This is a genomic window from Schaalia vaccimaxillae DSM 15804, assembly GCF_000420425.1.
GTDB classification, from domain to species: Bacteria; Actinomycetota; Actinomycetes; order Actinomycetales; family Actinomycetaceae; genus Pauljensenia; species Pauljensenia vaccimaxillae.
The window spans coordinates 114,496-140,867 of sequence record NZ_ATUX01000009.1 but is presented as its reverse complement, the minus strand read 5'-3'; the positions used below and the strand labels follow the sequence as shown (position 1 = coordinate 140,867).

Annotated in this window: 23 protein-coding genes and 1 other RNA gene; 3 read left to right on the top strand and 21 right to left on the bottom strand. The window is 55.8% G+C overall.

From position 1 onward, the window contains the following. Positions 1-94: 94 nt before the first annotated feature. The 9 genes from G439_RS0108525 to G439_RS11690 form a co-directional block, all read right to left on the bottom strand. Complete coding sequence (locus G439_RS0108525; RefSeq protein ID WP_040434937.1) at positions 95-1,849, bottom strand: DEAD/DEAH box helicase; 1,755 nt, start codon at positions 1,847-1,849, stop codon at positions 95-97. Between the two features lie 59 nt (positions 1,850-1,908). Further along, positions 1,909-2,250: a DUF3039 domain-containing protein gene (locus G439_RS0108520; RefSeq protein ID WP_022868764.1), complete on the bottom strand. Its 342-nt coding sequence runs from the start codon at positions 2,248-2,250 to the stop codon at positions 1,909-1,911. A 65-nt stretch (positions 2,251-2,315) separates the two neighbouring features. Further along, entirely contained in the window at positions 2,316-3,014 is a 699-nt protein-coding gene (locus tag G439_RS0108515) for a copper homeostasis protein CutC (RefSeq protein WP_022868763.1), read from the bottom strand. Further along, positions 3,001-3,930, bottom strand: coding sequence for an ROK family protein (locus tag G439_RS0108510; protein ID WP_022868762.1), 930 nt, complete (start codon positions 3,928-3,930; stop codon positions 3,001-3,003). Before G439_RS0108510 ends, G439_RS0108515 begins: the two co-directional genes overlap by 14 nt. Continuing rightward, the gene (locus G439_RS0108505) at positions 3,927-5,387 is read right to left on the bottom strand and encodes a M81 family metallopeptidase (RefSeq protein ID WP_022868761.1); all 1,461 of its coding nucleotides are present in this window, start codon (positions 5,385-5,387) and stop codon (positions 3,927-3,929) included. The genes G439_RS0108510 and G439_RS0108505 overlap by 4 nt, the downstream gene beginning before the upstream one ends. 88 nt (positions 5,388-5,475) lie before the next feature. Beyond that, complete coding sequence (locus tag G439_RS0108500; RefSeq protein ID WP_083940839.1) at positions 5,476-6,381, bottom strand: carbohydrate ABC transporter permease; 906 nt, start codon at positions 6,379-6,381, stop codon at positions 5,476-5,478. Continuing rightward, entirely contained in the window at positions 6,371-7,285 is a 915-nt protein-coding gene (locus tag G439_RS0108495) for a carbohydrate ABC transporter permease (RefSeq protein ID WP_022868759.1), read from the bottom strand. The genes G439_RS0108500 and G439_RS0108495 overlap by 11 nt, the downstream gene beginning before the upstream one ends. Before the next feature lie 28 nt (positions 7,286-7,313). Beyond that, a complete protein-coding gene (locus G439_RS0108490; RefSeq protein WP_022868758.1) occupies positions 7,314-8,594 on the bottom strand; it encodes an ABC transporter substrate-binding protein in 1,281 nt (426 codons plus the stop codon). A gap of 36 nt (positions 8,595-8,630) precedes the next feature. Next, positions 8,631-9,953 (bottom strand): alpha-L-fucosidase, encoded by a 1,323-nt coding sequence (locus tag G439_RS11690; protein WP_022868757.1) that lies wholly within the window; start codon positions 9,951-9,953, stop codon positions 8,631-8,633. A 182-nt stretch (positions 9,954-10,135) separates the two neighbouring features. On the opposite strand from G439_RS11690, the gene G439_RS11685 reads away from it, so the two are divergent. Continuing rightward, positions 10,136-11,287, top strand: a complete 1,152-nt coding sequence (locus tag G439_RS11685) for an ROK family protein (protein ID WP_022868756.1) — start codon at positions 10,136-10,138, stop codon at positions 11,285-11,287. Between the two features lie 61 nt (positions 11,288-11,348). Here G439_RS11685 and G439_RS0108475 read toward each other — a convergent pair whose 3' ends face one another. From G439_RS0108475 to G439_RS0108445, 7 genes are all read right to left on the bottom strand, one after another. Next, complete coding sequence (locus G439_RS0108475; RefSeq protein WP_022868755.1) at positions 11,349-11,630, bottom strand: HU family DNA-binding protein; 282 nt, start codon at positions 11,628-11,630, stop codon at positions 11,349-11,351. Between the two features lie 190 nt (positions 11,631-11,820). Beyond that, a complete protein-coding gene (gene araA / locus G439_RS0108470) occupies positions 11,821-13,329 on the bottom strand; it encodes an L-arabinose isomerase (protein WP_022868754.1) in 1,509 nt (502 codons plus the stop codon). Next, positions 13,329-14,069 carry an L-ribulose-5-phosphate 4-epimerase gene (locus tag G439_RS0108465; RefSeq protein WP_022868753.1) on the bottom strand — a complete coding sequence of 247 codons (741 nt, stop codon included), beginning with the start codon at positions 14,067-14,069 and terminating at the stop codon, positions 13,329-13,331. The genes araA and G439_RS0108465 overlap by 1 nt, the downstream gene beginning before the upstream one ends. Before the next feature lie 55 nt (positions 14,070-14,124). Beyond that, on the bottom strand, positions 14,125-15,294 hold the full coding sequence (gene mmsB, locus G439_RS0108460) for a multiple monosaccharide ABC transporter permease (RefSeq protein WP_022868752.1): 1,170 nt from the start codon (positions 15,292-15,294) through the stop codon (positions 14,125-14,127). Next, complete coding sequence (locus G439_RS0108455; protein ID WP_022868751.1) at positions 15,291-16,838, bottom strand: sugar ABC transporter ATP-binding protein; 1,548 nt, start codon at positions 16,836-16,838, stop codon at positions 15,291-15,293. Before G439_RS0108455 ends, mmsB begins: the two co-directional genes overlap by 4 nt. Before the next feature lie 68 nt (positions 16,839-16,906). Then, a complete protein-coding gene (gene chvE / locus G439_RS0108450) occupies positions 16,907-18,088 on the bottom strand; it encodes a multiple monosaccharide ABC transporter substrate-binding protein (RefSeq protein ID WP_022868750.1) in 1,182 nt (393 codons plus the stop codon). Between the two features lie 219 nt (positions 18,089-18,307). Continuing rightward, entirely contained in the window at positions 18,308-19,330 is a 1,023-nt protein-coding gene (locus G439_RS0108445; RefSeq protein ID WP_022868749.1) for a LacI family DNA-binding transcriptional regulator, read from the bottom strand. 350 nt (positions 19,331-19,680) lie between these two features. Between G439_RS0108445 and G439_RS0108440 the strand changes: the two genes are divergently transcribed. Next, positions 19,681-21,651 (top strand): solute carrier family 23 protein, encoded by a 1,971-nt coding sequence (locus G439_RS0108440; RefSeq protein ID WP_022868748.1) that lies wholly within the window; start codon positions 19,681-19,683, stop codon positions 21,649-21,651. A 317-nt stretch (positions 21,652-21,968) separates the two neighbouring features. On the opposite strand, the gene G439_RS12635 is transcribed toward G439_RS0108440, so the two are convergent. Further along, a complete protein-coding gene (locus G439_RS12635; protein WP_022868747.1) occupies positions 21,969-22,145 on the bottom strand; it encodes a hypothetical protein in 177 nt (58 codons plus the stop codon). Between the two features lie 155 nt (positions 22,146-22,300). Between G439_RS12635 and G439_RS0108430 the strand changes: the two genes are divergently transcribed. Beyond that, positions 22,301-22,810 carry an ASCH domain-containing protein gene (locus G439_RS0108430; protein WP_022868746.1) on the top strand — a complete coding sequence of 170 codons (510 nt, stop codon included), beginning with the start codon at positions 22,301-22,303 and terminating at the stop codon, positions 22,808-22,810. Positions 22,811-23,052: 242 nt separating this feature from the next. On the opposite strand, the gene ssrA is transcribed toward G439_RS0108430, so the two are convergent. The 4 genes from ssrA to ftsX form a co-directional block, all read right to left on the bottom strand. Beyond that, positions 23,053-23,428: a transfer-messenger RNA gene (gene ssrA / locus G439_RS12420) on the bottom strand. A gap of 109 nt (positions 23,429-23,537) precedes the next feature. After that, on the bottom strand, positions 23,538-24,065 hold the full coding sequence (smpB, locus tag G439_RS0108425) for an SsrA-binding protein SmpB (RefSeq protein WP_026459550.1): 528 nt from the start codon (positions 24,063-24,065) through the stop codon (positions 23,538-23,540). A gap of 96 nt (positions 24,066-24,161) precedes the next feature. Beyond that, entirely contained in the window at positions 24,162-25,439 is a 1,278-nt protein-coding gene (locus G439_RS0108420; protein WP_022868744.1) for a M23 family metallopeptidase, read from the bottom strand. A 14-nt stretch (positions 25,440-25,453) separates the two neighbouring features. Continuing rightward, positions 25,454-26,368 (bottom strand): permease-like cell division protein FtsX, encoded by a 915-nt coding sequence (gene ftsX / locus G439_RS0108415; RefSeq protein ID WP_022868743.1) that lies wholly within the window; start codon positions 26,366-26,368, stop codon positions 25,454-25,456. Between the last annotated feature and the right edge of the window lie 4 nt (positions 26,369-26,372).

Below are 26,372 nucleotides of genomic sequence, written 5' to 3'. Positions count from 1 at the left end.
TTTCTCGGGGCCGTCCCCAGGCGATGGCACTCGACGGGTCGTCCCGTCGGCGAAGCCAACGCATATTCGCGTCTGCCATTCCCTGCCGGCAGACTCAGCGTCGACCCACGAACCACTCTCGCAAAAGAGCAATGCGCGCGTCAATTTGGTCCGTTGTTGCTTGGGCAACCTCCGGACCACCGCAGCGTTGACGTAATTGGCTGTGAATGACCGCGTGGGTGTCGCCAGATCTGCGAGACCACGACGACACCAGATGCTGCAATTCCTTACGTTTGGCTGCGCGGCGACGGTGCTCCGAGATTCCCGAGTTTTCTTCTCGCTGCTGAGCTGCAGCCTTCGTTTTCTTCTGCGCTGCAATCTGATCAGCTTGGCGAGCCCTCAGCAGGGTAGTCACCTGGTCAGCGTCCAAAAGACCTGGGATGCCCAGGTACTCCTGCTCTTCTTCGGATCCGACTTCAGCGCCCGATCCCCACGCGGCTCCGTCAAATAGAACCCCGTCAAATTCTGCGTCAGATCCCAATACCTCAAATTGGCTCAAAAGATCATCGGATGCGCCCTCGGCCCGGTTGGCGCGGGCCATGAGCGCGTCCTCGGGATTCCACATGGAGTCCTCGTCGGCCTCGTCTTTCTTCGGACGGTCGAGGGCGTGGTCGCGCTCGACTTCCATTTCGCCCGCCAACGTCAGTAGCGGCAACACAGATGGAATGAAAATCGATGCCGTTTCGCGCCGGTTACGTACGCGCACAAAACGGCCAACAGCCTGGGCAAAGAATAGAGAGGTCGAGGTATTCGTCGCGTACACACCCACGGATAATCGCGGAACATCCACGCCCTCGGACACCATGCGCACAGCCACCATCCATTTGTCATCAGACTGGCGGAATGCGTCGATACGATCAGAGGCGTCAGCATCGTCAGACAACACCAAGGTTGCTGCCTTACCGGTGATCATCCGCAAATGACGGGCGTAGGCTCGCGCCTGAGTCTGGTCTGAGGCAATGACCAGTCCACCGGCATCTGGCACCTGGCGACGCACTTCCTCCAAACGCTGGTTGGCAGCGCGCAAAACCGCAGGAATCCACTCGCCCTTCGGATCGAGCGCCGTTCGCCACGCTTGCTTCGCCATGTCTTTGGTTAGAGGTTCTCCCAGTCGGGCAGATACCTCATCGCCTGCGCTCGTGCGCCACGACATTTGTCCCGAGTACGACATAAAGAGCACTGGGCGCACCACTCGATCCCGCAAAGCGTCGCCATAACCATAGGTGTAATCGGCTTGAGACCTGCGGATACCCTGCGAGTCCTCGACGTAGCGGACAAAGGGAATGGGAGACGTGTCAGATCTAAAGGGCGTACCCGTCAAGGCCAGGCGTCGCACGGCGTCCTCGAAAGCCTCGTGCACTCCATCACCCCACGACAGGGCATCGCCTGCATGGTGGATTTCGTCCAGAATCACCAAGGTCTTATAGGCGCGAGTGCGCGCCGAATGGACCATCGGGTTTGACGCCACCTGAGCGTAGGTCACGGCAACACCGTCAAAGTGGGATCCTGCGCGTCCCTGGGAGTTCGAAAACGCTGGATCAATGTGAATTCCCACCCTGGCCGCAGCTTCAGCCCACTGCCCCTTAAGATGCTCCGTGGGACACACAACCGTGAGTTTGTCGACGATACCCTGGCCGATGAGTTCGACGGCGATTCGCAAAGCGAAGGTGGTCTTTCCTGCGCCCGGCGTTGCTACTGCCAAGAAATCTTTGGGCGACGTCTGCATGTACTGTGCCAGTGCTTCTGCCTGCCAAGCGCGCAGATTTCCAGCCGATCCTCTGGGAGCCCGATCCGGAAAAGCTGGCGGCATTGCGCGCGCAGCCGAAGAAGACGCATGAGTTGGGCCCGGGATCCGATCCTGAGCCGGACTCACTTGTCAGAGCCTCCCGACCCGTCAGAAAAAGGCCAATTCCGACCATTCTTACCCATTGAGTCACGCAGTTCCTTACATGTTGGGCACACCGGATACTTCGAAGCGTCTCGAGTTGGAATCCACACCTTGCCGCATAAAGCGACCACCGGTTGGCCGGTCATCATTGACGAATCAGCCTTGTCTTTACGCACGAAGTGAGCGAATCGATCACCGTCACCGGGGGATTTCTCCTGCTCGACCTCAGTGCGTTCAAGCAGGCCAGTCGAAGACTGGGTCGAAGGACCACCAGGGTTGCCGGGGGCACCTGGTCCGATAGGTTCATCGAGGGCGTCACGCATGGTCCCATTGTAAGACCCCCTATGGGAGTCTCCTCGATCTCAAGGCCCTCATCGAGAGCATGTGATTAAACTCCGCGCCCCAATGCTGCCATGATCCGGCGGACTTCATCCCCATCGGTACTTGATGATGAACCATTTTCTGCAGGCGCACGCATGTGAACCTCTCGAGCCTCGCTTTGGCGCGCAATAGCTGCCACATTGTGTGCTCGCAGTCCCCCTGACACAAGGATGATCAGACGGTCGTTTGCCATATTCGCCAGTTTTCGCAGACGTTGAGGCTGCGCCACACTTTGATCGCCACCAGTGGTCAAAATGCGGTCATAACCAAGATTCATCAGTTCCTCAAGAGCCTCCTCTTGGTTAGTCACGCAATCGAAAGCCCGATGGAACGTCAAAGGTGCCTCATCTGCTTCCTCGCGTAATCGCTGAGCTGCATCGCGGTTAATGGTGCCGTCCTGGCCCAAGACCCCAACCACAAAGCCCACTGGGATTCGGGCTCCTTCGCCGATAACTGCCAAAGCCCGAATATCCGCTGCGATCCGCTCGATTTCTTCTGGCGTATGCACGAAGTCTCCTGGACGAGGGCGCACCAGCACCTGCATGCCACCGAGCGGAGCATATTGGAGCGCCTGTTCAACCATGCCGAAGTCAGGTGTCAATCCCCCGCAGGTCAATTCGCGGCACAGCTCAACCCGATCTGCTCCCCCATCCCTGGCTAGCGCCACACCTGCGGCGTCCTCGACGCATATTTCAACGACTGTCACCCGTGATCCTCCACGTCATGTAGCTGGTGGAACCTGCGGCCTTTGCCCCCAGAATTGCAGCTCCCCAACTGCCAGCATCTCCCGCAAGCTCAGCACCAACGATAGGCGGGGCATCGCGCCATTTGAGCATGGCCCTCACGCGTTCTCGCAGCGGAGACAACAAGTTGGAGCCTGCATGGGATAAGCCACCACCAATGATGATGCGCTCCGGGTCCACCGTCAGTGTTAATTGCGTGAGAGATACTGCTAACGCGTAGACGGCATCATCCCACACCCTCGTCGCATTCGGGTCGATCCCCAGCTGTCTTTCAATGGCCCGAGCACCAATATCGGCACCGGTTGCATTGCGATAGCGGCGAGCTAAACCTTTGGCTGAGGCATAGACCTCAAGGCAGCCGCGCTGGCCGCACCGGCATGCCTCGCCCTCGGGAAAAATCGGCGAATGTCCAATTTCTCCAGCACAAAACGTTGCCCCCGCCCACAAACTATCGCCCAGCATAAGAGCGACCGAAATACCGGTTCCAATAGGCATCATGATGAATGAGGAAGCTCCGCGTCCCGCACCCATGAGCCCCTCTGCCAATCCGGCGGCTCGGCCATCGTGCATCAGGCGAGTTGACACACCGGTCGCGTCCTCGACCAGGCTCGCTAGCTCAACGCCAGCAAGACTCAGATTCGAAGCGAAAACAACGCGGCCTGCGCCCTCGTCTACGACTCCGGGACAAATGATGCCGATCCCCGCCAAACGTGGATGTTTCCGGGCAACATCAGCAGCAATTTGAGGAGCTTGAACGGCAATGTCGTGAGGCGAAGTTCTTTCTTGTCCCTCGTCAACAAGTTCGCCCGTCTCATCGACGATCCTCCATTTAATTGCGGTACCGCCGACGTCGATACCGCCGAAGCATGGGGCAATCATGGCGACACAACCCGTACATTCAGCTCGCCCAGATCCATGTCCTGGTCGAAGGGGAACATGGGACGTTCAATGTGGTGGTGCCCTAGGCGGATCAAGTCCTGATCAACTCCACCAGGAGTCAATGCCATGAGCCAGTCACGCTGCGTGTCGTACAAGTCGGGTTCGAGATACCCAATCTTGACAACAACAACATCGGCTTGAGTGATGTCGAGCCCCAAGCGTTCAAATTGCTCGAATTCGGTGTACTGGTTGCGGTTTGTTGTCACGATCAGTGTTAAACCGCCCGTCGTCACGGCCGCTGTGTGGCCACCGCGCGGATCGTCCGCGAGCGCCCGAACCATACCGGTGACATGCTGGGGACCGGGGCTGCGAGTATCAATGTGCCCACCAACTTCGAGCTCGACCTCGCAGCCGACACCGGCTTGCCAACACTCTTGGGCAGCGGCAGGGTCGACGATGGACGCGTGGATGACGTCCAGGGATGCGTCTTGGACTGGGCCCCAATTGAGGAGAGCTTCGAGGGCGACTGTGACGTCATCTGCTCCCCCAGCGCCCGGGTTGTCACCCGAGTCAGAGATGAAGTATGGACGTTGAGCCGTCAAACCGAAGTCGAGGCATTCCTGCATCGATGCCACGGGGGCAACAAATTCGAAGTCGTCATGGCGGTCCCAGAATGCTTGCCCGAGGATACGCGCTTGGCGCTCAACCAACTCTGCATCATCACCTTGGACAACGATAGCGCCTTTGCATCGAGGCTGGTCTGCCCAAGCAAAGCCAATCCATATGGCCGCGTCGAGGATGCCTTCCATAGCTTCGATGGGTTCGATCATCGCGTACAAGGACTTCGCGGGTTCAATGCGTGTCGAAGTCTTTTCACCAGGCAGCAGGATCGGGACGTGTACTAGGGCTTTGACCGGTTTTGGTTGCCGATTGAGGAGGCGCTCACACAGATTGCGGGCTGCTCGCTCACGCGATTCGAGGGCGTCTTCGTGGGGCGCCATGCGGTAGCAGGTGAGGATGTCGCAGTGATCGAAGAGGATGTTTGACACGTTACCGTGCAGGTCCATTGAGGCCGACACCATTGGATCTGGGCCTATGACCTGTCTGATTGCCAAGATCAGATCACCTTCAGCGTCGTCGAGGCCTTCAACCGACATGGCGCCATGGATATCAAAAAAGAGGCCATCGAGGCGACCAACCTGGGAAAGCCCATCGACAATTTCTTCTTTCCACGCGTCGTAGTCGCTACGCCGAACGACTCCGCCTGGAAGTGCGCCACAGTGCAGGATCGGAATCCATTCCACGCTGGTGGCCCACGGCGCATCTAGCCAAGAGTATCTGGCAAGAAGATCGTCTCCGCGGGTAATTGTGAAGTCGTCAGCAGTGGAAAGGTAGGGGGTGAATGTTGAGGATTCAATGTGGATGCCACACACGGCAATCCGGGGACGGTTGGTCATGCTTTCTCCAGCTAAGAGTGTGGGGCGAGGCCAGGCCGGCAGGTGGTCGCTTCGTTGCACCGCATGCCGACCTGGTAGACAGATGAGGTCAGCGCCCGCCCATTCCAGACATCGAGATGCCTTTAATGAGGTGTTTTTGCAAGAGGACGACGAGCACCGTCGTCGGGATCATGGAGATCATCGAGGCTGCGATCTGCAGCTCTGTGCGGGTTCCCTTCTGCGAAGAGAAGGACGCAAGTCCGACCGGCAGTGTGCCGAGCTTCGAATAGTCGACCGTGACAATCAGAGGCCACAGGTAGGAGTTCCAAAAGCTCATGAATGTGAACACCGCCAGAACGGCAATCGCAGACTTCGTTAGCGGCAGGATGATCTGCGCGAATGTCCTGAAAGGTCCTGCCCCATCAACGCGCGCTGCTTCTTCGAGCTCGTAGGGGATGCCGCGCATGAACTGTCGCATAAGGAATGTCCCAAAGGCTCCGAACGCAAAAGGCAGGATGAGTGCCTGGTAGGTGTTCACCCATCCGAACTTTTGCATGAGGATGAACATCGGGATGACGAGGACTTCCGCGGGGATCATCATTGTCGCCAAGAAAGCGACGAAGGCAGCTTCTCGTCCTCGCCAACGAAGTCGAGCGAAGGCGTATCCCGCGGTGGAGGAAACGACCAGGACAACGATCGTTCCCAAGATGGCAATGAGGAAGGAGTTGCCGATGTAGCGTAAGAACGGTCCGTAGGTGAAGACTTCAACGTAGTTCTCCCACCGGATCCGATCCCCAAACAGGGTCGGGGGAACAGCGTAGATCTCGTCCTTAGCTTTTAGGGATGAGAAGAATGCGTAGATCAGCGGAGAGGCGAAGAAGACAGCAGCAAGCCAGACAATGACATGCGCAATGAAGTCTTTTCCACGCGTGGGTTGTCCACCCAACAGACCAACTTTACTCAGTGTGGCGGGCTTGGTCTTCACTCGCCCGGCAGCAGTGGTTTTAAGACTCATAGTGCACCCACCTCTTCTGGGCCTTGAACTGGAATGCCGTCACAAGGATGACGAGGGCAAATAGGATCCACGCTGCTGCTGCGGCCATGCCAAGTTGATGGAACTTGAAGCCCGTGTTGTAGATGAACATGACGAGAGGAAGAGTCGCATTACCGGGGCCACCACCCGTGAGCATCTGGGGCTGGACGAAGACTTGAAGCGAGGAGATGATCGTCATGACCGCCGCGAAGAAGATCGACGGCGAAATCATCGGCAGGATGACTTTGAAGAGCATCGTCATACCGGTCGCGCCGTCAATGCGAGCGGCTTCCATAACGGAGTCAGGTAGCTGCTCGAGGGCGGCCGAGAAGATCAGCATGTTGTACCCGGCACCTTGCCACACTGACATGACAACGATCATGATCATCGCCCAGTATTTATCTGCGAGGAAGGACGGCAATTCGATTCCGAACCATCCTTGAGCGATACCGTTGAAAAGCCCCTGAGGTTGCAGCAGCATTTTCCACACCAGCACGTTGGCCACCATCGGGGTGACCACCGGGATGAAGAACAGAACACGGAAGGCGTTGCGTCCTTTAATGCGGGGGCCGACGATGAAAGCCATTGTCAGCGAGACGATGATGTTTGCAGGAACGTACAGGACCGTGAAGATCACAGAGTTGCGTAGGGCTGGCCAGAAGTCTGGACTCTCAGTAACAAGGTATTTGTAGTTCTCCAGGCCGACGAAGCTGCGTTGGCCAAAAGCCGGCCAGTCGTACAAACTCATGACGATGGACAAGACCACCGGGATGATGGTGAAGAGGGCGAGCCCCACCAGGGCTGGGCTGGCAAAGACCAGCGCCTGGCGGGACTCGATCTTCGCCAGCTTGGAGCGCCGTGGGCGCTGAGCGGGTGAAGAAGGCATCAGGGTTTCTTTTCAGTTCAGCGACGGATCACTTAGACCCGAACTGCTTTTGGGCCGAGTCGAACATTTCTTCAATCGGCATATCGCCGGAGTAGACCGACACGAGGTTCGGGGAGAAGTATTCGTTGACTTGGACCCACGAAGCGGTCGAATTCTGGCCGACGGTACCCGAGAAGGCTGCGTCGAACGCCGCGCGAACCTCTTCGCGGTAGGACTCGTCCAGGGACTCGAAGTAGAGGGGCTGCGATTCCTTCAAGGACGGGTAGGAACGACCGGAGGAAGCAATGAGATCCTGTGCTTCCTTGGAGACCAGGGATCCCAGGACCTTGAGAGCGGCCTCGCGCTCAGCACCCTCACAGGATGCGGCGATGCCGTAGCCGGAGCCGAGAACCAGACCCGTTGAACCGTTCTCACCCTTGGGAAGGCGCACGGCGCCGGCCTTAAAGCCCGCTTCGTTGGTGAAGTAGCCCTGAGCGTTCCAGGTGCCGTCAACAGCCATCGCGACGTTTCCGTTCGAGTACTGTTCTTCGCCCCAGCCCATTTCAGATGCGGACGGAACCGGGTCAGCAACGCCTTCCTTTGTCACAAGGGAGGTGTACCACTGGGCAGCCTCCACCCAGGCGGGATCGGTCAGCTGTAGGTTGCCGGATTCGTCGACGGGCTGAACGCCGGATTTGGCGATAGGCAGGGCCATCCACTGGAACTCGCCCATGCCGATACCGAAGCCCTTGTGAGCGTCGGTGGTCGCTCCCTTTGCGGTGGCTACAAAATCATCAAAGGTCCAGTCGGACGTTGGCTCGGGGGTGTTGGTTTCGGCCAGCATGTCCTTGTTGTAGTACACCATCATTGCGGCGACGTCGTAGGGAATGCCGTAGAGGTTGCCGTCGTAGCTGAGGATGTCCAGGGCGCCGTCGGAGAAGTTCGCTGCATCGATGCCAGCGGTCTTGAGATCCTCTTCGGTCAGGGGCGATAGCAGTTCATGGAATGTCGAGATGCGCTGCCCATTCATCGAGGTCACGCATGACATCTGCCCTGCTGAAGCATTGGCGGTGAGTTTGGTGAAGTAGTCACCCCAGGAAGCGGTTTGGGTGTCCAATTCGATGTCGGGATTTTGCGATCTGACGATGTCAGCGGTATCAGAGACCCACTTTTCATCGTTTTCAGATCCGGCCCACATGTTCCATGTGACTTTCACTTTGTCGCCGCTCGAACCCGAGTTGGCTGAGTCCGAGCCCCCGGAGCAGGCGGCCAGTCCCAGGGCGGCGATCATTGCGGTCGACAGGGCAACCGCGGTAGTGCGCATCTTCATGTGTCTCTCCTTTGAGGTAGCGAAATGCGATGGTTGTTATGAACGGGGAAGTGTTTCTTCTTCCGATTCGTTGAGGAATAGTTCGATGACTGGTACGAGGACGTCGGGTTTGCGTACGGGTAGCACCAGTGTCAGCGTCCCTTCCGGCTGACCACCGGGTTCGGTAGTCAGTGCTTCTGCTTCAGGCGGAAGGTGATAGGTTCGGATCTCGGAGCCGTCGTTGAGGAGTCGAGCGAAACGGACTTTTCCTTGGAGTCCGGGCAGGTGGAGGTGTCCGAAGGGCCAGTGAAGGAGATGGACGTAGAGCCGGTCTGCCTTGCGTGTTAGAACTGTGCCTTCGGGTGCTTGGAATCCATCGGCAACTCCGGCTCCCACAATCGATTCTCGGTGCAGCTTCATCCACTGTCCGATGCTTGCCAGCGCCTGCTCATCAGCGGAGCTGACCGCGCCTCGGCCATCGGGTCCGATGTTGAGGATGAGATTGCCGTTCTTGGAAACAGTGTCGACCAACATGCGCACGAGCATGTCAGGGCTCTTGTAGTCGAAGTTATCGCGGTCGTATCCCCATGAGCCGTTGAGTGTTTGGCACGCTTCCCACCGCACTCGCTTGCCATTTACTTGCATGGGGGCAGATGGCTGGTATTGCTCGGGGGTGACGAGGTCGGCGGGGATGTCGAGCCGGTCATTGACAATGATGCCCGGCTGCAGCTGGGTACACATGTCGAGGAGTTCTTGTGATCCCCAGTCGTCTTTGCCTTTACCTTTCCACCCTTCAGATTCCCACGGGTATGAGAAGTCGAAGAAGAGGTAGTCGATTTGGCCGTAGTTGGTCAGCAGTTCTCGAACCTGGTCTTTGAGGTACTGGCGGTAGGCCTGCATTGTTCGTTCGGGGTGAGGCTCACGGGCATCTGGGTCGTCACGTCTGGGGTGGTGGAAGTCGTACGTGAAGTCGGAATGATGCCAATCGAGGAGGGAGTAATAGAGACCAACGCGCAGGCCTTCCGCGCGCAGAGCCTCGACCCATTCACCTACGAGGTCGCGACCTTGATGGCGGGCAGAGGTGTAGTCGGTGACCTTGGAGTCCCAGAGACAAAATCCATCGTGATGTTTAGTGGTCAGAACCGCGTACCCCATACCGGTGTTTTGAGCCAGACGCGCTATCTGGCGAGCATCAAAGAGGTCGGGGTTGAAGAAGTCCGCGTATTTCTCGTAGTCAGCGACCGGGGTGCGCTCGCGTGTCATCACCCATTCGTGGCGTGCTGCAACCGAGTAGAGCCCAAAGTGCACGAAGAGACCGAAGCGCTCGTGATCGAACCAGGCCTGTGCTGCAGCCTGTTCAGGGGTTGTCGGTCGAGTCATGAACACTTATTCCAATCTCTTGCATTATTAGAGCACCTTTGTTCCAATAGAGAAGATACTAGATCAAAATTAAAAACTCTCACAAAATCAAAGCTTACAGTTCTATAACAAGAGCCGCCGGCAACGAATCTTCAATAACTATTGCAAAAAGTCAATGACCTACTGGACGAAAGGGAGCCACTATGAACAAGGACCGCCCCCATGCGCTCCTCGACATCCACGACCGCATCCTCAACCTCGTCAAGACTGGAGAAGCAACAACGCGAGGAGAACTAATGAATCTCCTGCCAGCCTCCGCCTCGTTAGTTTCCCTGCGCACCCGCGAGCTCATCGACGCAGGCCTCATCTTCGAAGGAATCACAACCCCTTCAACGGGAGGACGCCCATCAAAGAAACTCCACTATGCCCGCACCCAACTCAACTTGATAGCAGCAGACTTAGGGACACGTCACGCTCGGATCGCCCTCGCGGACGGGAACGCTTCAATCATTGCCGAGTGCGACCTGCAGATCGACACTTCTCTGGGACCTCAGCTCACTCTGGATGCTTTAGCTGACGCTTTCACCCAGCTCATCGATGAGCACAGCCCCCAAACCCCGCTCGGCGCCATATGCATTGGATTACCTGCGCCCATTGATCACGCGCATTCATGGATTGACTCGGGATCGCGGTTACCGGGGTGGCACCACTACCCCGTCGTCGACCACATCCAAAAACGATTCAACACCACCGTCCTGGTCGAAAACGACGCCAATCTCATGGCATTGGGCGAACATCTGGCCCACTCGGGTCTCGTTGATTCCGTTACCGTCAAAGCTGGGTCCGCATTAGGAACAGGCCTCATCATTGGATCGAGCATTCACCGCGGAGCCAGCGGCGCTGCTGGCGACATCGCCCACGTGCGTATGTCTGCTTTCGGCGACATGGCCTGTGATTGCGGGAAAAGCGGGTGTCTCGAAACAGTTGTTTCCGGGCGAGCGCTGACACAGCAATGGCAGCAGATATCGGGATCCGAGGCCACATACGAGGACCTCATTAATGCCTCTTTGGACGCGAATCCCCAAGCAGTCGCCCTCATGCGATTGGCAGGTTCACGCCTGGGCGAAGCACTGTCTACAGTCGTCGGGTTCTTCAACCCCCAAGCAGTCTTTATCTCGGGGCGCCTGTCCACCATCAGCCCGTTCCTGGCGGCAGTACGCGCTTCTCTCTACACCGGATGCCACCCATTGATTACCAGGACCTTAACGATTGAAGCAGCCACGTCGGGCGCTCAAGCGGGAGTTCTCGGTGGCTTACATCTGTGCAGGCAGTCGCTGCTGGAGATCACCGACTAAAGAAAATCGAGGGGTGAGTGCCGTTGCACCCACCCCTCGATTATTAGTCTTCAGATCAGACTCACTTGGCGACAGCCTTCTTCAGGGTCGAGCCAGCCGAGAGCTTGACGCCGTAACCAGCGGGGATCTGGATCTCTTCGCCGGTGCGAGGGTTGCGGCCTGTGCGGGCGGCGCGCTCAACACGCTCAACGGAGAGCAGCCCGGTGACCTTGACGGCCTCGCCCTTGGCCAGAGCCTCGACGAGAACATCCTGGAAAGCACCCAGGGCAGCGTCGGCCTGAACCTTGGTCAGGTTGGCGCGCTCGGCGATCTGGGCAACAAGCTCGGTGCGATTCACGGACATGTAGGAACCTCATTCCTGTCGTTCTTGGGGGCCGTTGAAAATGGCCACGGGGAAACACTACGGAATAGAACGGCAAATTGTCAGGTTTGGGGCGTGATTTCACCGATTTCGTGAAATCTATCCGCATTTTGGGAGGAAAACGCCCCCTCCAAGGCCTTGGAGGGGGCGTTTTCGACTAAAAGTTAGCCCCTCACAACCCCTCTGCGAGGCGGTGATAGGCCTGGTTCCACCGGGTTGAAGCACTGAAGTCACGACGCGTTGTCGAGCTATCAATGACGAGAAGTTCCATCTTGGCAATCTTGGCGAACATCTCCCACACATCGGCACCGACCTGAGTCGACATACATGTGTGATGAGCAGCTCCGGCAGTCAGCCACGCTTCAACAGAGGTGTAGAAGTCTGGCTCAGGAACCCACATTGCGCGAGCAACCGGCAACTTGGGCATATCGTGAGGCGGTTCAACAACGTTGACCACGTTGGCGGTGAGCCGGAAACGATCACGCATATCCGACATTGCGACGACAACGCCGGGCCGCGGATCTGCATTGAAGACCATACGAACTGGATCTTCACGATCACCGATACCAAGAGCATGGATTTCAATACGAGGCTTACGAGCAGTCAACGACGGGCAGATCTCGAGCATATGAGCCCCAAGAACCATCTCGTGACCCTCAACGAAGTTGTAGCAGTAGTCCTCCATCAGTGAGGCTCCGCCCTCGAGTCCCTCACCCATGACTTTGGCTGCACGAACGAGGACCGCAGTCTTCCAGTCGCCCTCGGCTCCAAAACCGTATCCATCCGTCATCAGGCGTTGAACCGCTAGACCCGGAAGCTGGCGCAACCCACCCAGATCCTCAAAGTTCGTGGTGAAAGCCTTCGCCCCACGATCCTCGAGGAACTTGCGCATAGCAATCTCTTCGCGCGCGGCATAACGCAACGACTCGTGACGGTCACCGCCTTTACGCAGGCTTTCCTCGACCTCGTACTCGGACTCGTAGATGGCAACAAGGGCGTCGATATCTTCTTCAGCCACCGCATCGACCTCGGTCACTAGATCGTTAACGCCCCATGTGTTGATGGAAACACCGAGGCGGCGTTCGGCCTCGGTCTTATCGCCCTCGGTCACCGCGACATTACGCATGTTGTCGCCGAAACGCACCACACATAGTTCGGATGTGGCAGCGAAACCGCCAGCGGCGCGGATCCATTCTGACACTCGCTTAGCGGTGGACTCGTTGGAGGCGTGCCCGACGACGGTGCTACGAGCAACGCCCAGCCGCGTCAGGATGTACGCATATTCGCGGTCGCCATGAGCTGCCTGGTTGAGATTCATGAAGTCCATGTCAATGCTGTCCCAGGGAATCTCAACATTTGCCTGGGTGGCCAGGTGCAGCAGCGGCTTGGACAAAACCTCTAGCCCGCGAATCCACATTTTGGCAGGTGAGAAGGTGTGCATCCAAGAAATGACACCCAGGACCTTCTCGTCGGCCGAGGCTTCGAGCATTGCACGCTTAATGGAATCGGAGTCCTTTAAGACCGGCTTCCACACGATAGGAGCAGGCATCAAACCTGACTCATTGAGCAAACGCACAACTTCCTGAGACTGATCTGCGACCTGACGCAGGGTTTCTTCACCATACAGATCCTGGCTGCCGGTGTAGAACCAGACCTCGCGGCCTTCGTAGAAGCTGGACATCACTTGTCTCCTTCTTCGCTCGCAGCATCATGCTGCCCGTAGACAAATTGGTAACGGTTATAAAGGCTGTCGATCTTGTCTTGCGGAATCTCGATCGGCTCGCCAAGCTGCTTGGCAATATGGACAGTGCGGGCAACCTCTTCGACCATCGCGGCAGCTTTGACCGCAGCCTTGGCATCTTTGCCGATGGTGAAAGGACCATGGTTCTGCATGAGGACGGCAGGGCTGCGTGACTCCGAAAGAGTTTCAACAATGCCGCGTCCGATTGAATCGTCGCCGATAAGAGCAAAGGGGCCAACGGGGACTGGGCCACCAAACTCATCGCCCATCATCGTCAGCACGCAAGGAATTTCCTCTCCGCGCGCTGCCCAAGCGGTGGCATAGGTGGAGTGAGTGTGCACTACTCCCCCAACTTCGGGCATGTGCTTGTAGACGTATGCATGAGCTGCGGTGTCTGACGAGGGCGAGCCTTCGCCCTCGATAAGGTTGGCATCAAGGTCGCACACCACCATCGCCTCGGGCGTGAGATCGTCGTAGCTGACGCCAGATGGCTTAATGACCAGCAGATCCTGGGATCCGTCCTGCGCAGGACCTTTCACTCGCTGGGAAACATTGCCAGCTGTCCACACGATAAGTTCCCAGCGCGGGAGCTCGGCATGCAATTTAGAGACTATTTCGCGGGTTTCGCGCACGCGGGCGGCGAAGTCTGCATCCCAGGTACTCGGATCGCGGTGATCCATATTCAACCTTTCAATCGGTAGTTTTCCCATTCGCTACTCGAATCGGAAACTGACGTTAGCTTGCGCGACGTTTGTTCCATACATCAAAGGCAACTGCAAGCAGCAGCACCATGCCTTTGACCATCTGCTGAGTCGATGTTGACGCACCCATCAACTGCATGCCATTAGACATAACAGCCATAATGAGACCGCCAATGAGAGCTCCAGAGATGCGCCCGATACCACCGGTTGTCGAAGCACCGCCAATGAAACAGGCAGCGATAGCGTCAAGCTCGAACATGTTACCCGCTGCAGGCTGTGCACCGTTCATACGCGCCGAATAGATGACGCCTGCAACAGCTGCCAGGAAGCCCATATTCACGTATGTCAAGAAGGTCACGGACCGCACATTGATTCCTGACAAACGCGATGCGGCAATATTCCCACCGATTGCGTAGACGTTACGACCGAAAAGAGTCGAGTTCGCCAATGTGCCATAAACGAGGACGAGCAACGCCAAAATCACAAGGACCAACGGTAGGCCACGAGAAATGGAAAGCTGATATGCAAACCACATGACAATGGCACCGACGACTACGATCTTGGCGATAAACAAAGGCATAGATTCGACAACCTGGTTGTATGACATGCGCGCCCGACGCGCACGGAACTGCTGGACTGCGAAACCCGCGACCCCCAAAGCGAAGATCAGAAGCGTCAGTACATCGAATCCATTACCGCCCAACAGACCATTGAAGAAGCCGTTTGCGATGTTGTAGTAGGGCTTGGGGAACGGAGACAAAGAGACATTCTCCAGAATCTGGAAGGTCAGTCCTCGAAACAGAAGCATTCCCGCCAGGGTCACGATGAAGCCGGGAATCCCAACGTATGCAACCCAGAATCCTTGCCACGCCCCAATGATGAGCCCCAGTGCAATCGCCGCAAGAACCCCCACCCACCACGGCATCCCGTGTTTGATCACGAGCACGGCGGATAGCGCACCTGTCACCGCGACTACTGACCCCACCGAAAGATCGATCTGTGCCAAAACAATGACGAAAAGCATGCCAATGGCTAAGACGAGGATGTAGGAATACTGCAGGACAATGTTCGTGAGATTGCCTGGGCTTAAGAATGAAGGATTGAGTATCGCAAATAGAACGACAATGGCAAAGAAAGCGAAGAAAATACCACTTTGGCGAAGATTGCCTTTGATCATCGCGCCGAAATTTTGAGTATTGCTCACTGGTCTTTCTCCCTCGAAGGTTCAATTGTCATAAGTTCCATGAGATTTTCCTGGTTGGCTTCTGCTACTGAGAGCTCGCCTGTTATACGCCCGTATGCGAGCGTATAGACGCGGTCCGATATACCCAAAACCTCTTCTAATTCGGAAGAAATCACGATCACAGCTTTGCCTTCAGCCACCATCTGATTAATCAGCGTATAGATCTCAAACTTCGCACCAACATCTATGCCGCGCGTCGGCTCGTCAAGAATCAAGACATCTGCGTCCGTGTACAGCCACTTCGACAGGACTACCTTTTGCTGGTTTCCGCCTGATAATGAACCAGTGATCTGCAGGACTGACTGCGAACGAATATTTATCCGTTCTTTATATTCGTTTGCAACAGCGAGTTCCTCGTTACCGTTGACCATTCCTCGTTTGGATAGTTTGAACAGACCGGCTGCGGCAATATTGTGTCGAATATCGTCAATAAGGTTCAGCCCGTACTGCTTACGGTCTTCGGTCGCATAGGCAATACCGTGCTTGATAGCATCGGAAACCGTATTAATTTCGATCTGTTTTCCGTCTTTGTAAATCCTGCCCGTTATGTTTCGCCCATAGGATCGGCCAAATATGCTCATTGCGAGTTCAGTACGTCCCGCACCCATGAGTCCCGCGATACCAACAACTTCACCGTGGCGCACATTGAAAGAAGCGTCTTTAATGATTATGCGATCCTGTTGCGTGGGATGGTAAACGGTCCAGTCTTCCACTCGAAAAAGTTCTTCGCCGATATGCGAGTCTCGGTTTGGATAACGCTGCGATAGTTCGCGCCCAACCATCAGCGAGATGATCTTATTCTGCGTAGAAGTCGGGTCGCGCATGTCAAGAGTCTCAATCGTCTGCCCGTCACGCAAAATAGTTGTTCGGTCAGCAATCTCAGCGATTTCGTTGAGTTTGTGGGAAATGATCACGATTGATACACCGGAGTCGCGAAGCTGACGGACGAGGTCAAGGAAAACAGCTGAGTCGTTGTCATTAAGCGCTGCCGTGGGTTCATCAAGGATTAGAAGCTTGACATCCTTGGAGAGAGCCTTACCAATTTCAATAAGCTGCTGCTTTCCAACTCCAAGCTGCCCAATCTTGACAGTAACTTCTTCCTTGAGTCCGACTCGTGCCAGGATTTTTTCGGCACGATGGTTGACTTCATGCCAATCGATCAGCCCAGCCTTTCGAGGCTTCTCCATTCCGAGGAACAGGTTTTCAGCAATCGATAGGTAGGGAACGAGAGCAAGTTCCTGGTGAATAATCCCGATCCCAAGATGCTCAGAATCTTTGATCGACGAGAAAGAAACCTCTTTCCCCTCCCAGAGGATTTGCCCTTCATATTGCCCTCGCGGGTAGACACCGGATAGCACTTTCATCAGTGTTGATTTACCAGCACCGTTTTCTCCACACAAGGCATGAACTTCGCCGCGCCGAACTTCAAGGTTGACTTGCTTGAGCACAGGAACCCCGTTGAAGCCCTTATCAATACGGCGCATCTCTAAGATATTCGACGACATTTTTCTTCCATATTCGCCAGGGATGGGCGGTGGGTGGATGATTTGCGATCATCCACCCACCGGCTTCTTTACTGAGAGACGCCTGCTGAGACTTCTTCAGCCGTGTAGTAACCCGATCCGATAATGTCGGATTCAATATTGTCACGGTAGATGGTCTGAACCTCAAGCAGGAACGAAGGAACAACCTTGACGCCGTTATCGTAGGTTTCAGTGTCGTTAGCTTCTGGTTCTGCACCCGAACCGATTGCCTCAACCGCCTTCACTGCTTGCGCAGCAAGCAGGCGGGTATCCTTGAAGATTGTCGATTGCTGGACTCCATCATTGATAAGTTTGACAGAGGCAATCTCAGCATCCTGTCCTGTGACAACAGGAAGCCCATCGGATAGGGCAGGGCCATAGCCCGCGCCCTGTAGGGCTGTGAGAATGCCGCGGGAAATACCATCGAAGGGCGACAGGATTCCCGCGAGCGGTTCAGATCCCCCGCCGTAGGTCGATGTCAAAAGGTCTTCCATTCGCTTCTGAGCAGCCTCCTGAGACCAGCGAAGAGTAGCCGCTTGGTCGAAAGAAGTCTGGCCCGACTTGACAACTAACGTTCCGTCGTCAATAAACGGCTTGAGGGTATCCATTGCGCCGTCAAAGAAGAAACCGGCATTGTTATCGTCGGGAGACCCTGCAAAAAGTTCGATATTGAGCGGCCCTTTTGGTGCGTCATTGGCTTTCTTGCCTTCCTTGTCTGTCAGGCCAAGGCCGTAGAGCAATGCCGTGCCTTGCGCAACACCGACTTTGTAGTTGTCGAATGAGACATAAAAATCAACATTCTCGTTGTCACGAATAAGGCGGTCGTACGACACGACAGGAATATTGGCCGCACCTGCGGCATCAAGCTGACTCGATAGCGCCGTTCCATCAATGGAGGCGATGACCAAGATATCCGCTCCATTAGTGATCATTTGATCGATCTGCTGAGTCTGAGTCGGAATATCATCGTTGGCGAACTGCAGGTCTACTTTATATCCAGCCTTCTCAAGACCTTCTTTGACTGCATTGCCGTCAGCAATCCAACGTTCGGAAGTCTGGGTAGGCATTGCGACACCTACCGTGATCTCCTCATTTGACACAGCCCCCGAAGAAACACCGTCCGATGTGGACCCTGCTCCTCCGCCAGAGCATGCCGTTAGCAGGAATGATCCCGCTGCAAGCATTGCGATTGAACCGAATCCACCGCGATATGCAAAGTGTTTTTCTTTCATGGTTTGCTCCTCATTGAGTACCAAGCGATCATGGCAACAGCTCAACAACAGATTGCCACTTCCTTGAGGTTAACGCTCACTTATTAGTGGCGCAAACCACTAGGATTACCATTAGATAACAATCAAGCATTCCAATTGGCCTCGGTACAGCCAAGTCAGCAGAGCACCGATCTGACCTATACCGTTCACTGAGCATTCCTAGCGAAAGGAAATAGAGCGTCACGGCAAAGGAGCAGTCGAATCCCTGACTATAAGATGAGTTGGGCGAATAATCGGCTCGGCCTCATCAATCCCACCAATCGCAGACATAACAGCTGCCAAGGCTTGTCGCCCCAAATCCAAGAAATCCTGTCTAACAGTTGTCAATGCAGGACGAAAAAACTTTGCTTTCGGCTCATCATCAAAACCGACAATCGACACATCGTCGGGTACTGATAATCCGGCCTCGTCCAAAGCCTTAATCAAACCAAGAGCAACCTCATCATTGGCACAAAAGATCGCAGTTGGAAGGCCCTCACGAATAAACCTAAACCCCGCCTCATAACCAACGGTCCCCTCCCAACCGCGATAATGTGAAAGCCTCTCCGGGAGGCCATGCTCAGACAGTTCAGCCTGCCACCCTTCCAAACGCATCCTCGCTTCGAACCAATCCTGCGGGCCAGCAATATGCGCAATATCGCGGTGTCCAAGGTCTAAAAGATGACGAACAGCTTGACGTGCTCCCCCACGTTGATCAGCCCGAATCAGACGAATCCTCTCGGTAACAACATCTTCAGCCGCAGTAACAGCAACAATCGGAACAGGAGAACGGACCATCTGGATAGTGGCGGCTAGTTCCACAACAGGCGCTATAACAATGATTGCTTCAACAGCCAACCCAAGAAAATGATCAATCGCGTTCGAAAGAGACACAGTCGAGAAATCTTCCAACGTCATCACACTGGTGCTGTAACCGGCGCGCCGAGATTCAACTTCGATGGACACACGCATAGAAGATGGACCGTAGTGAGGAGAGGTCGTAGTGACGATACCTATGATGCCCGACTTGCGTGTCACTAATGCACGCGCCATAGAGTTACGCCGATACCCAAGCTGATCAATCGCTGCCAGCACCCGCTCACGAGTGTCCGGAGCAACCTTTCCCGTGCCATTGAGAACTCGGGAGACCGTCTGATGGGAGACTCCAGCGAGCGCAGCCACGTCCATCATGGCGGGCGGACGATTCTGCGATCGCTTGCTCATATTGGCCTCCTTGTCCAAAGTCGTCCCCGACACTTACTGCGGCAATAGGTGCGTTTAGCCTGATCATAACTGTCAACACATTGGGCAAGCGTTAGCCTCAGCGAAAACTTCGCCATTGAGCAAATCACTATGCAGAACTTTTGCCCAGACAAATTCTTGGTCGCACACTGCTGCATCTCGGAAGAGACTCCGCACGACGGGAGAAGTTCAACTAATTCACATCGCTTTGAAATTACTTCCAGCCCCACAAAGGACCTAGGTCCCTGCGAGTTTAGACACGAGATTCTCTGCAACACCAGTATCCATCGAATAATAGATACGTCCCTTCACTCCATTACCAGGAGAACAGCATGGCTCGCTCTTCGAAGACTCTCGAGGGGGCATCCGCCTCCTCGAAGCATCCCGTCGACCAAGTACCCCAAGTCGGCAAGCTCACAGTCTTGTCCATCCAGCACGTCCTCGCGTTCTACGCGGGAGCTGTGATTGTCCCCCTCGTCATCGCGCAGGGGCTGAACCTGGATGCCGAAACAACGATTCACCTCATCAACGCTGACCTCTTCACCTGCGGTATCGCCACCATCATCCAGTCGGCCGGCCTCGGCCCAAAGATCGGCGTGCGTTTGCCGCTGATCCAGGGTGTCACTTTCACCGCGGTGTCGCCGCTGATCGCTATCGGCCTGGCAGCCTCGGGCGGCCAAGGGGGCAACGCAGGGCTGCCCGTCATGTATGGCTCGATCATTGCCGCCGGCATCATCACTTTCATTGCAGCTCCCTGGTTCGCCAAGCTACTGCGATTCTTCCCGCCGGTCGTGACCGGCACTTTGCTGACCATCATGGGAACGACGCTCATGAGCGTGTCCGCCGGCGACATCGTCTCCTACGGGACTTATGCTCCAGAAGGCTCCAGCGAAGCCGTAATCAATGAGCTGACACTCAAGGGCTTTGGTTACGCGGCGTTGACGATTGCGTTGATCGTCATCGTCCAACGAGTCTTCAAGGGATTCATCGGAACGATTTCGGTGCTCATTGGCCTGGTTGTTGCAACCTGCGTCGCCGCTGCGCTGGGTGATACCGACTTCTCTGGCGTTGGTGAAGCCGCGGCCATTGGCATCACCACCCCATTCTTCTTCGGGATCCCGCAGTTCTCCGCCACCGGCATCTTGTCCATGGTGATCGTCATGGCCGTCACCGCCGTGGAAACCACCGGCGACGTCTTTGCCACTGGCGAGGTCGTGGGCAAACGCATCACGCCCAAGCACATTGCTGCAGCGCTGCGCGCAGACGGCCTGTCCACTCTGCTCGGCGGAATCCTCAACTCTTTCCCGTACACCTGCTTCGCGCAAAACGTCGGCCTCGTTCGCCTGACCCGCGTCATGTCACGTTGGGTGGTGACTCTCGCTGGCGTCATCATGATTATCCTCGGACTGTTGCCCAAGGCGGCTGCTGTCGTCGCGGCCATCCCCACACCCGTCATTGGCGGAGCCTCGCTGACGATGTTTGCTTCCGTTGCGGTGGTTGGCATCCAGACCCTGTCCAAGGTTGATATGCGCGACAACCGCAATGCGACAATCGTGTCCATATCGGTTGGCCTGGCCATGCTGGTGACTTTCAAGCCTGGTATCGCTGCGGGTATGCCCTCGTGGCTGCAGATTATTTTCGGTTCGGGCGTGACCATTGGTGCGCTGAGCGCGGTCCTCCTCAACCTCATATTCTTCCACATTGGCAAGGCAGATACTCCTGCCGTTGCCCTGGTTGACGGAAAGCCCGTGTCATTGGACGAAGTCAACGGCATGGAGCGCGACCAGTTCGTTTCTGCCTTCTCTTCGATGTTCTCCGGCCAGGCATGGCCGGTTGAGCGCGCCTGGGAACACCGTCCCTTCGCTACCGCCAACGATTTGCGTCAGGCTTTCGAGGACGAGGTCATCGCCGCTTCCGACCAGGAGAAGGAAGAATTGTTGTCGGGCTACACCGACATCGTCGACCTCGTACTGGCCGAAGCAGGCGATGAGCAGGCCCACGCTGATACCGCGGCACTGTCCTTGGGTTCCTTCGACGATCACGAGGAGAAGGAACTGCGTGCCATCGCTAGCGCATATCGCGAGAAGTTCAACCGTCCTCTAGTCATGTGCGTGACGACCTTGGCTGATCGTTCCCAGCTGATTGAGTCTGGTTGGAAGCGCGTCGAGTCCTCCCCTACCCGCGAAGCTCGTTTCGCTCTGGGCGAGGTCATCGATATTGCTGACGAGCGTTTCAATGCTCTCGTCGCAGATGCAAACCCGATCCGCACCGCATGGTCTCGCCGATTGGATCAGGTGGACTGAGTTTCTATTCCAAGTCCTAGCTGAGGCTTTGGACTGGATACACACAAGAAGGGCCCGGCCTTACGGCCGAGCCCTTCTTGCATCCCATCAACACAGTGCGAGTCTTCCCTATGCGATCTCCTCAGAGGTGTCATCGGCTCCTTCGAGTGGATCACCGTGATCCGGAGCCGTATTCCTTTGTGATGACTACAAAGTTAAGCGGGCAACCTTGAGAAGTCGTTGGGTCCACCTATGAGTTTCCTGTGTGGGTTTCGCGCGCAGGATCCGGCAGGTCTAGCGGGTGCCTCGCCGCCGTCCGGCAGTTCCGACGAGGGCGATCAGTCGTCCTCGGACTTAGCCATCGTTTCAATCGCCGAGTTCGACAGGTGCTCATCAGTTTGCGTGTTGCGCCACTCGTCAGTCCAGTTATCGCCCTCGATGGGTTCAATTCGCTCATACTCTTCGCCGAGCACCTCAACCTTTTCACCAACATTGACGTCGTCGAGCTCTGGCATAGCGGTCTCCTTTGGTCGCTGCAGTATTGACATGAGAATATCCGCTGAAATGAGGAGATGCTGAGGTTCAGTATTGAAAGACGATGACTGTTGATCGAGCCCGTGTGCCTGTCCTCTGCTCTACGCCCCAACTCACCTGTTGAAAGGTCCTGTCCATGACGCACTCCAAGCCAATTGATCCGCAACCTCGAAGTAGCGCTGAAAGATCTGAGAACCACCCACCCTTGGCTCAAATCCCACGCGGCGAGTACGCCTACCCTGGCCCTCTTCGTGACTCTCTCGTGGAAGCGATTATCGAAGGAACCAAAACCAGCACAAGCTGTCTGCTCGCCGAATTCGAGCCGGAACGAAATCCATTAACAGACCTCGAAGCTCTCGAAGCAGTAGTTGATTCACACGACAATATTGTGTGCGTGACATGCATAATTGACGTCAGGATCACACGCCTCGGTGACATTACTGATCAGCACGCGATCGCTGAAGGCGAGGGCTATACGGATGCCCAGCATTGGCGCAGAGAACACGAACGTTTTTGGCGTTCCCCTGAATACGTCAGTGACATGGGTTTGGTAGATCTGACTGACGACACCCCGGTCGTCTGCTACTCATTTAAAATAGATCGGCGATACCCAGTCAGAAAACCCGTCCCGTGGGATAAGAGTTGAATTCAACCTGTCTAATACTCAAGCTGCGACCATCCCAATGCCGCGCACGCTTTTTAAGACGAGCCGCATATTGCTCCTCGATGATCTGGCACGCAATCTCGTGCCACATCCCGTGCCACCGTCGTGCCACTAAGGATGCCCTTTCATGCCCTATTGTGCGCTATTGGATGCTAGACACAATGCTCCAAAAACGGCTTGATAGCAACAGAAAATCCCAGAACCATGCGGTTCTGGGATTCCCTGTGTGGAGATGGGGGGAATCGAACCCCCGTCCGATGGCCGGCCCCGAGGTCTTCTCCGGGCGCATCCTGCTATTTATTTCTCAGCTCTCGACGTCATGCAGGCCTGCTGCCGATGAGCTCAGTCGATTAAATGTCGGAACGGGCCCACCGACATGACCCGCACCCAGTGGCTCCCTGAATGACGCCAGACACCAGGCTGGGAGCACCACCTGGGCTGACGGACTAAAGGTTCACGCGGCGATATCAGGCGGCGAGAACGTAGTCGGTGCGGTTCTGTTCGGCACCTATTGGTTTGCACGCAGCGTTAACGAGTTGAGCGCACATTCTCGGCCCGCTTCCCCTCGATCGACGACCACCGTCGAAACCGATCATCCCCTATTGAGTTCTTCAACTCCCCGGCCGCACATGACCGGACACATCACAGTATCGCGCCACTCAAATATATTCAAGGGCTGGCGAAAGATATAGAACCATTTCGCGGAAAACTACCGACGAGCCTGCTTTGTGTACCGGCGCATCTCACGCAGCGCCTCGCGCTTATCCTGCGCCTCGCGCAAAGCCTGGCGCTTATCCCACTCCTGTTTACCTTTAGCGAGCGCAATTTCGACCTTGGCGCGCCCACCCAAAAAATACAGCTCCAAAGGAACGATCGTGTACCCCTTGACCATCACTTTTTGTTGAAGGCGCTCAATCTCCGACTTGTGCAACAACAATTTGCGCTTGCGGGTTGGAGCGTGATTGTTCCACGACCCCTGCGCATACATAGGAATATTTGCGCCATACAACCAGGCTTCGCCATCTTTAGCTTCAACCCACGAATCCACCAAGGAAGCTCGCCCCATTCGCAGGGCCTTAACCTCCGTACCAGACAAGACCAGCCCAGCCTCCCACGTGTCCTCAATGAGATAGTCGTGGCGAGCTTTCTTATTGCGAGCGACCGTTTTCTTCGCGTCGGAGGCAGCCTTGCGACGTTCCCCTTCGGTCATCTTCGGTTTCTTCCAGTCCTTGGGCACGACGCACCCCCTTCTGCATTAAGTCGAACGAGGACGACCTGGTTAGCCTGACTCCTCAGCCACCCGAATGAGCAGCGGGCACCCATATTAGCGCGATCAGAAGTAGTTCATCGGATCAACATAGCTACCGTTATTCATCACGCCGAAATGCAAGTGACATCCGGTGGAATAACCAGTCATTCCTACTTCACCAAGAACATCGCCCGCACGCACAGACTGGCCAGGCGACACATAGGTTGCTTGAAGATGCAGATACTCAGTGAGCGTCGAGACCCCGCCAATCATTCCATGGTTGACATCGATGTAGTTGCCAGCTGACACATTCGATGACACAGTCGACACCGTTCCATCTGCGACCGCATAAATCTTGTCACCACACATGGCCCCGAAGTCGACTCCCTGGTGGAACTTTTGATAGCCGAGCACAGGATGCATACGCCAACCAAAAGGCGAGGTCACAGTCATATTGTTGACCGGATTTACCCAGCCGCCAGCGCTAGTGGAGTAGGTGGTATTCGCTAATCGGTTCTGTTCGTCGATCTTGGCGAGCTCAGCCTGTTTCGCCGCGTAGTCGACCTCAGCCTGTTTAAGTTGGGCCTGAGCTTCGCCCTTCATCGAATCCCACTCAGCCTGTTTCGCCTGTGTCGCCGACTTCAACGAGTCCAACTCATTGACCTTGCTGCGAGCCTCCTCTTGCGCAATACCAGCCTCTTCGGAGGCTTTCTGGGCCGTCGCCTCAAGCTTGGCAATCCTCTCAGTGATCGCCTTTTGACGAGCCACCTGACTGCGCTGAGTCGCCTGAGCGTCGAGGGCAGCATTAAGTGCTTGAGATTGAGAACGACTCATCGCCTCGGCCGCGGCAGTACGTTGATCAATCGACGCCGTTCCCTTAGCAGTCAAAGCAACAGTGACAGCAGAGGCAGAACCATTCTTGTACATCTGACGTGCCAAGTCAGCGATGGCCGCAGTGGCCTCAGACTGGTGCTGCTCTGCCTCCTGCACGCTCGCCGCCAAATCATCGTGCTCTGCCTGAGCAGACTCCAATTGTGCGAGGGCGACCTCATGCTGACGCCTCGCGGCCTCGTACCGAGATTCAGCATCAGATAGTGCCTTCTGCGCAACAGGAATCTGCTCATTCAGCCCCTGCAATTCGATAAAGATATCTGCTAGATGGGCATCGATGCCCTCGATCTGAGAGCGCAAGTTATCAACATCTCGCGACGCGTCCTCCACTGCTTGTGCAGCGCGATCGCGATCCTCATCAGCCCATGCTTCTTGGGACGATCCAGGTGCCAGACTGGCGCCCAGACACATGGCAGTCAAAGCAACGAGCCAGGCCCGTCCTCGTCTACGCGAAGATTTCTTGATCGACACGATGCTCCTCCTACTCATGCCTTCGTGTACTTCGCCAACGACAAAGCTGAAGCAAAGAGCGCCAACAGCACCGCAGCCAGAATCAAAATCGGCGTCATGATCCACACCTCGGTGGATGAGATGAAGCTCGTCCATTGGAAGGCCGGTGCCAGCCAGCCCTGGATAAGGAAATGGACGCCCGCAAAAAGTGCGCCAATGGCAGCTACCGCGCCAACGACGGCAGCAAGGGCACCCTCGATCATGAATGGAGCCTGAATGAACAGGTTCGATGCGCCGACATAGCGCATGATTTGAGTTTCAGTTTCGCGGCTCATTGCAGATAGGCGGATTGTTGTCGAAATCAGCAAGATTGCAGCAACAATCATGACCGCACCCAGACCAAGCGCCAAACTGCGCGCAGAATCAATGACCTTGAATAGAGGCTCAACAATCTCACGTTGATCTCGAACCTCGGCGACCCCATCGACACCGGAGAACTCTTCTTTAATGATCGAATATTGCTCCGGGTCAATGAGTTTGATCCGGAACGCCACCTGCATCATGTCAACGCTGGTCCACTGACCAATCTTTAGGTCCCCGTAAAGTTCACGGAAGTTCGCGTACGCCTCTTCCTTGGATTCCTCGTAGACCTTTTCCACATAGGTGGACATCTCGGCCGACTGGAGTTTCTTACGCACGGAAGCGATCTGTTCTTCGGTTGCTTCTTGACCGTTGCACGACGCCGCCGAGTCGTCGATGGCACACATGTACACCGACACTTCGATCTTGTCGTACCACTGTGACTTCATTCGGGAGACCTGCATTTGAGCCAGGCCAGCGACGCCCACAAAGAGCAAGGACACGAAGGTGACGAGGATGACCGCAACAGACATTGCGCGGTTACGAGCCAGGCCCTTGCCGACCTCGGAGAAAATAAAACGTAGCTTCATCGTG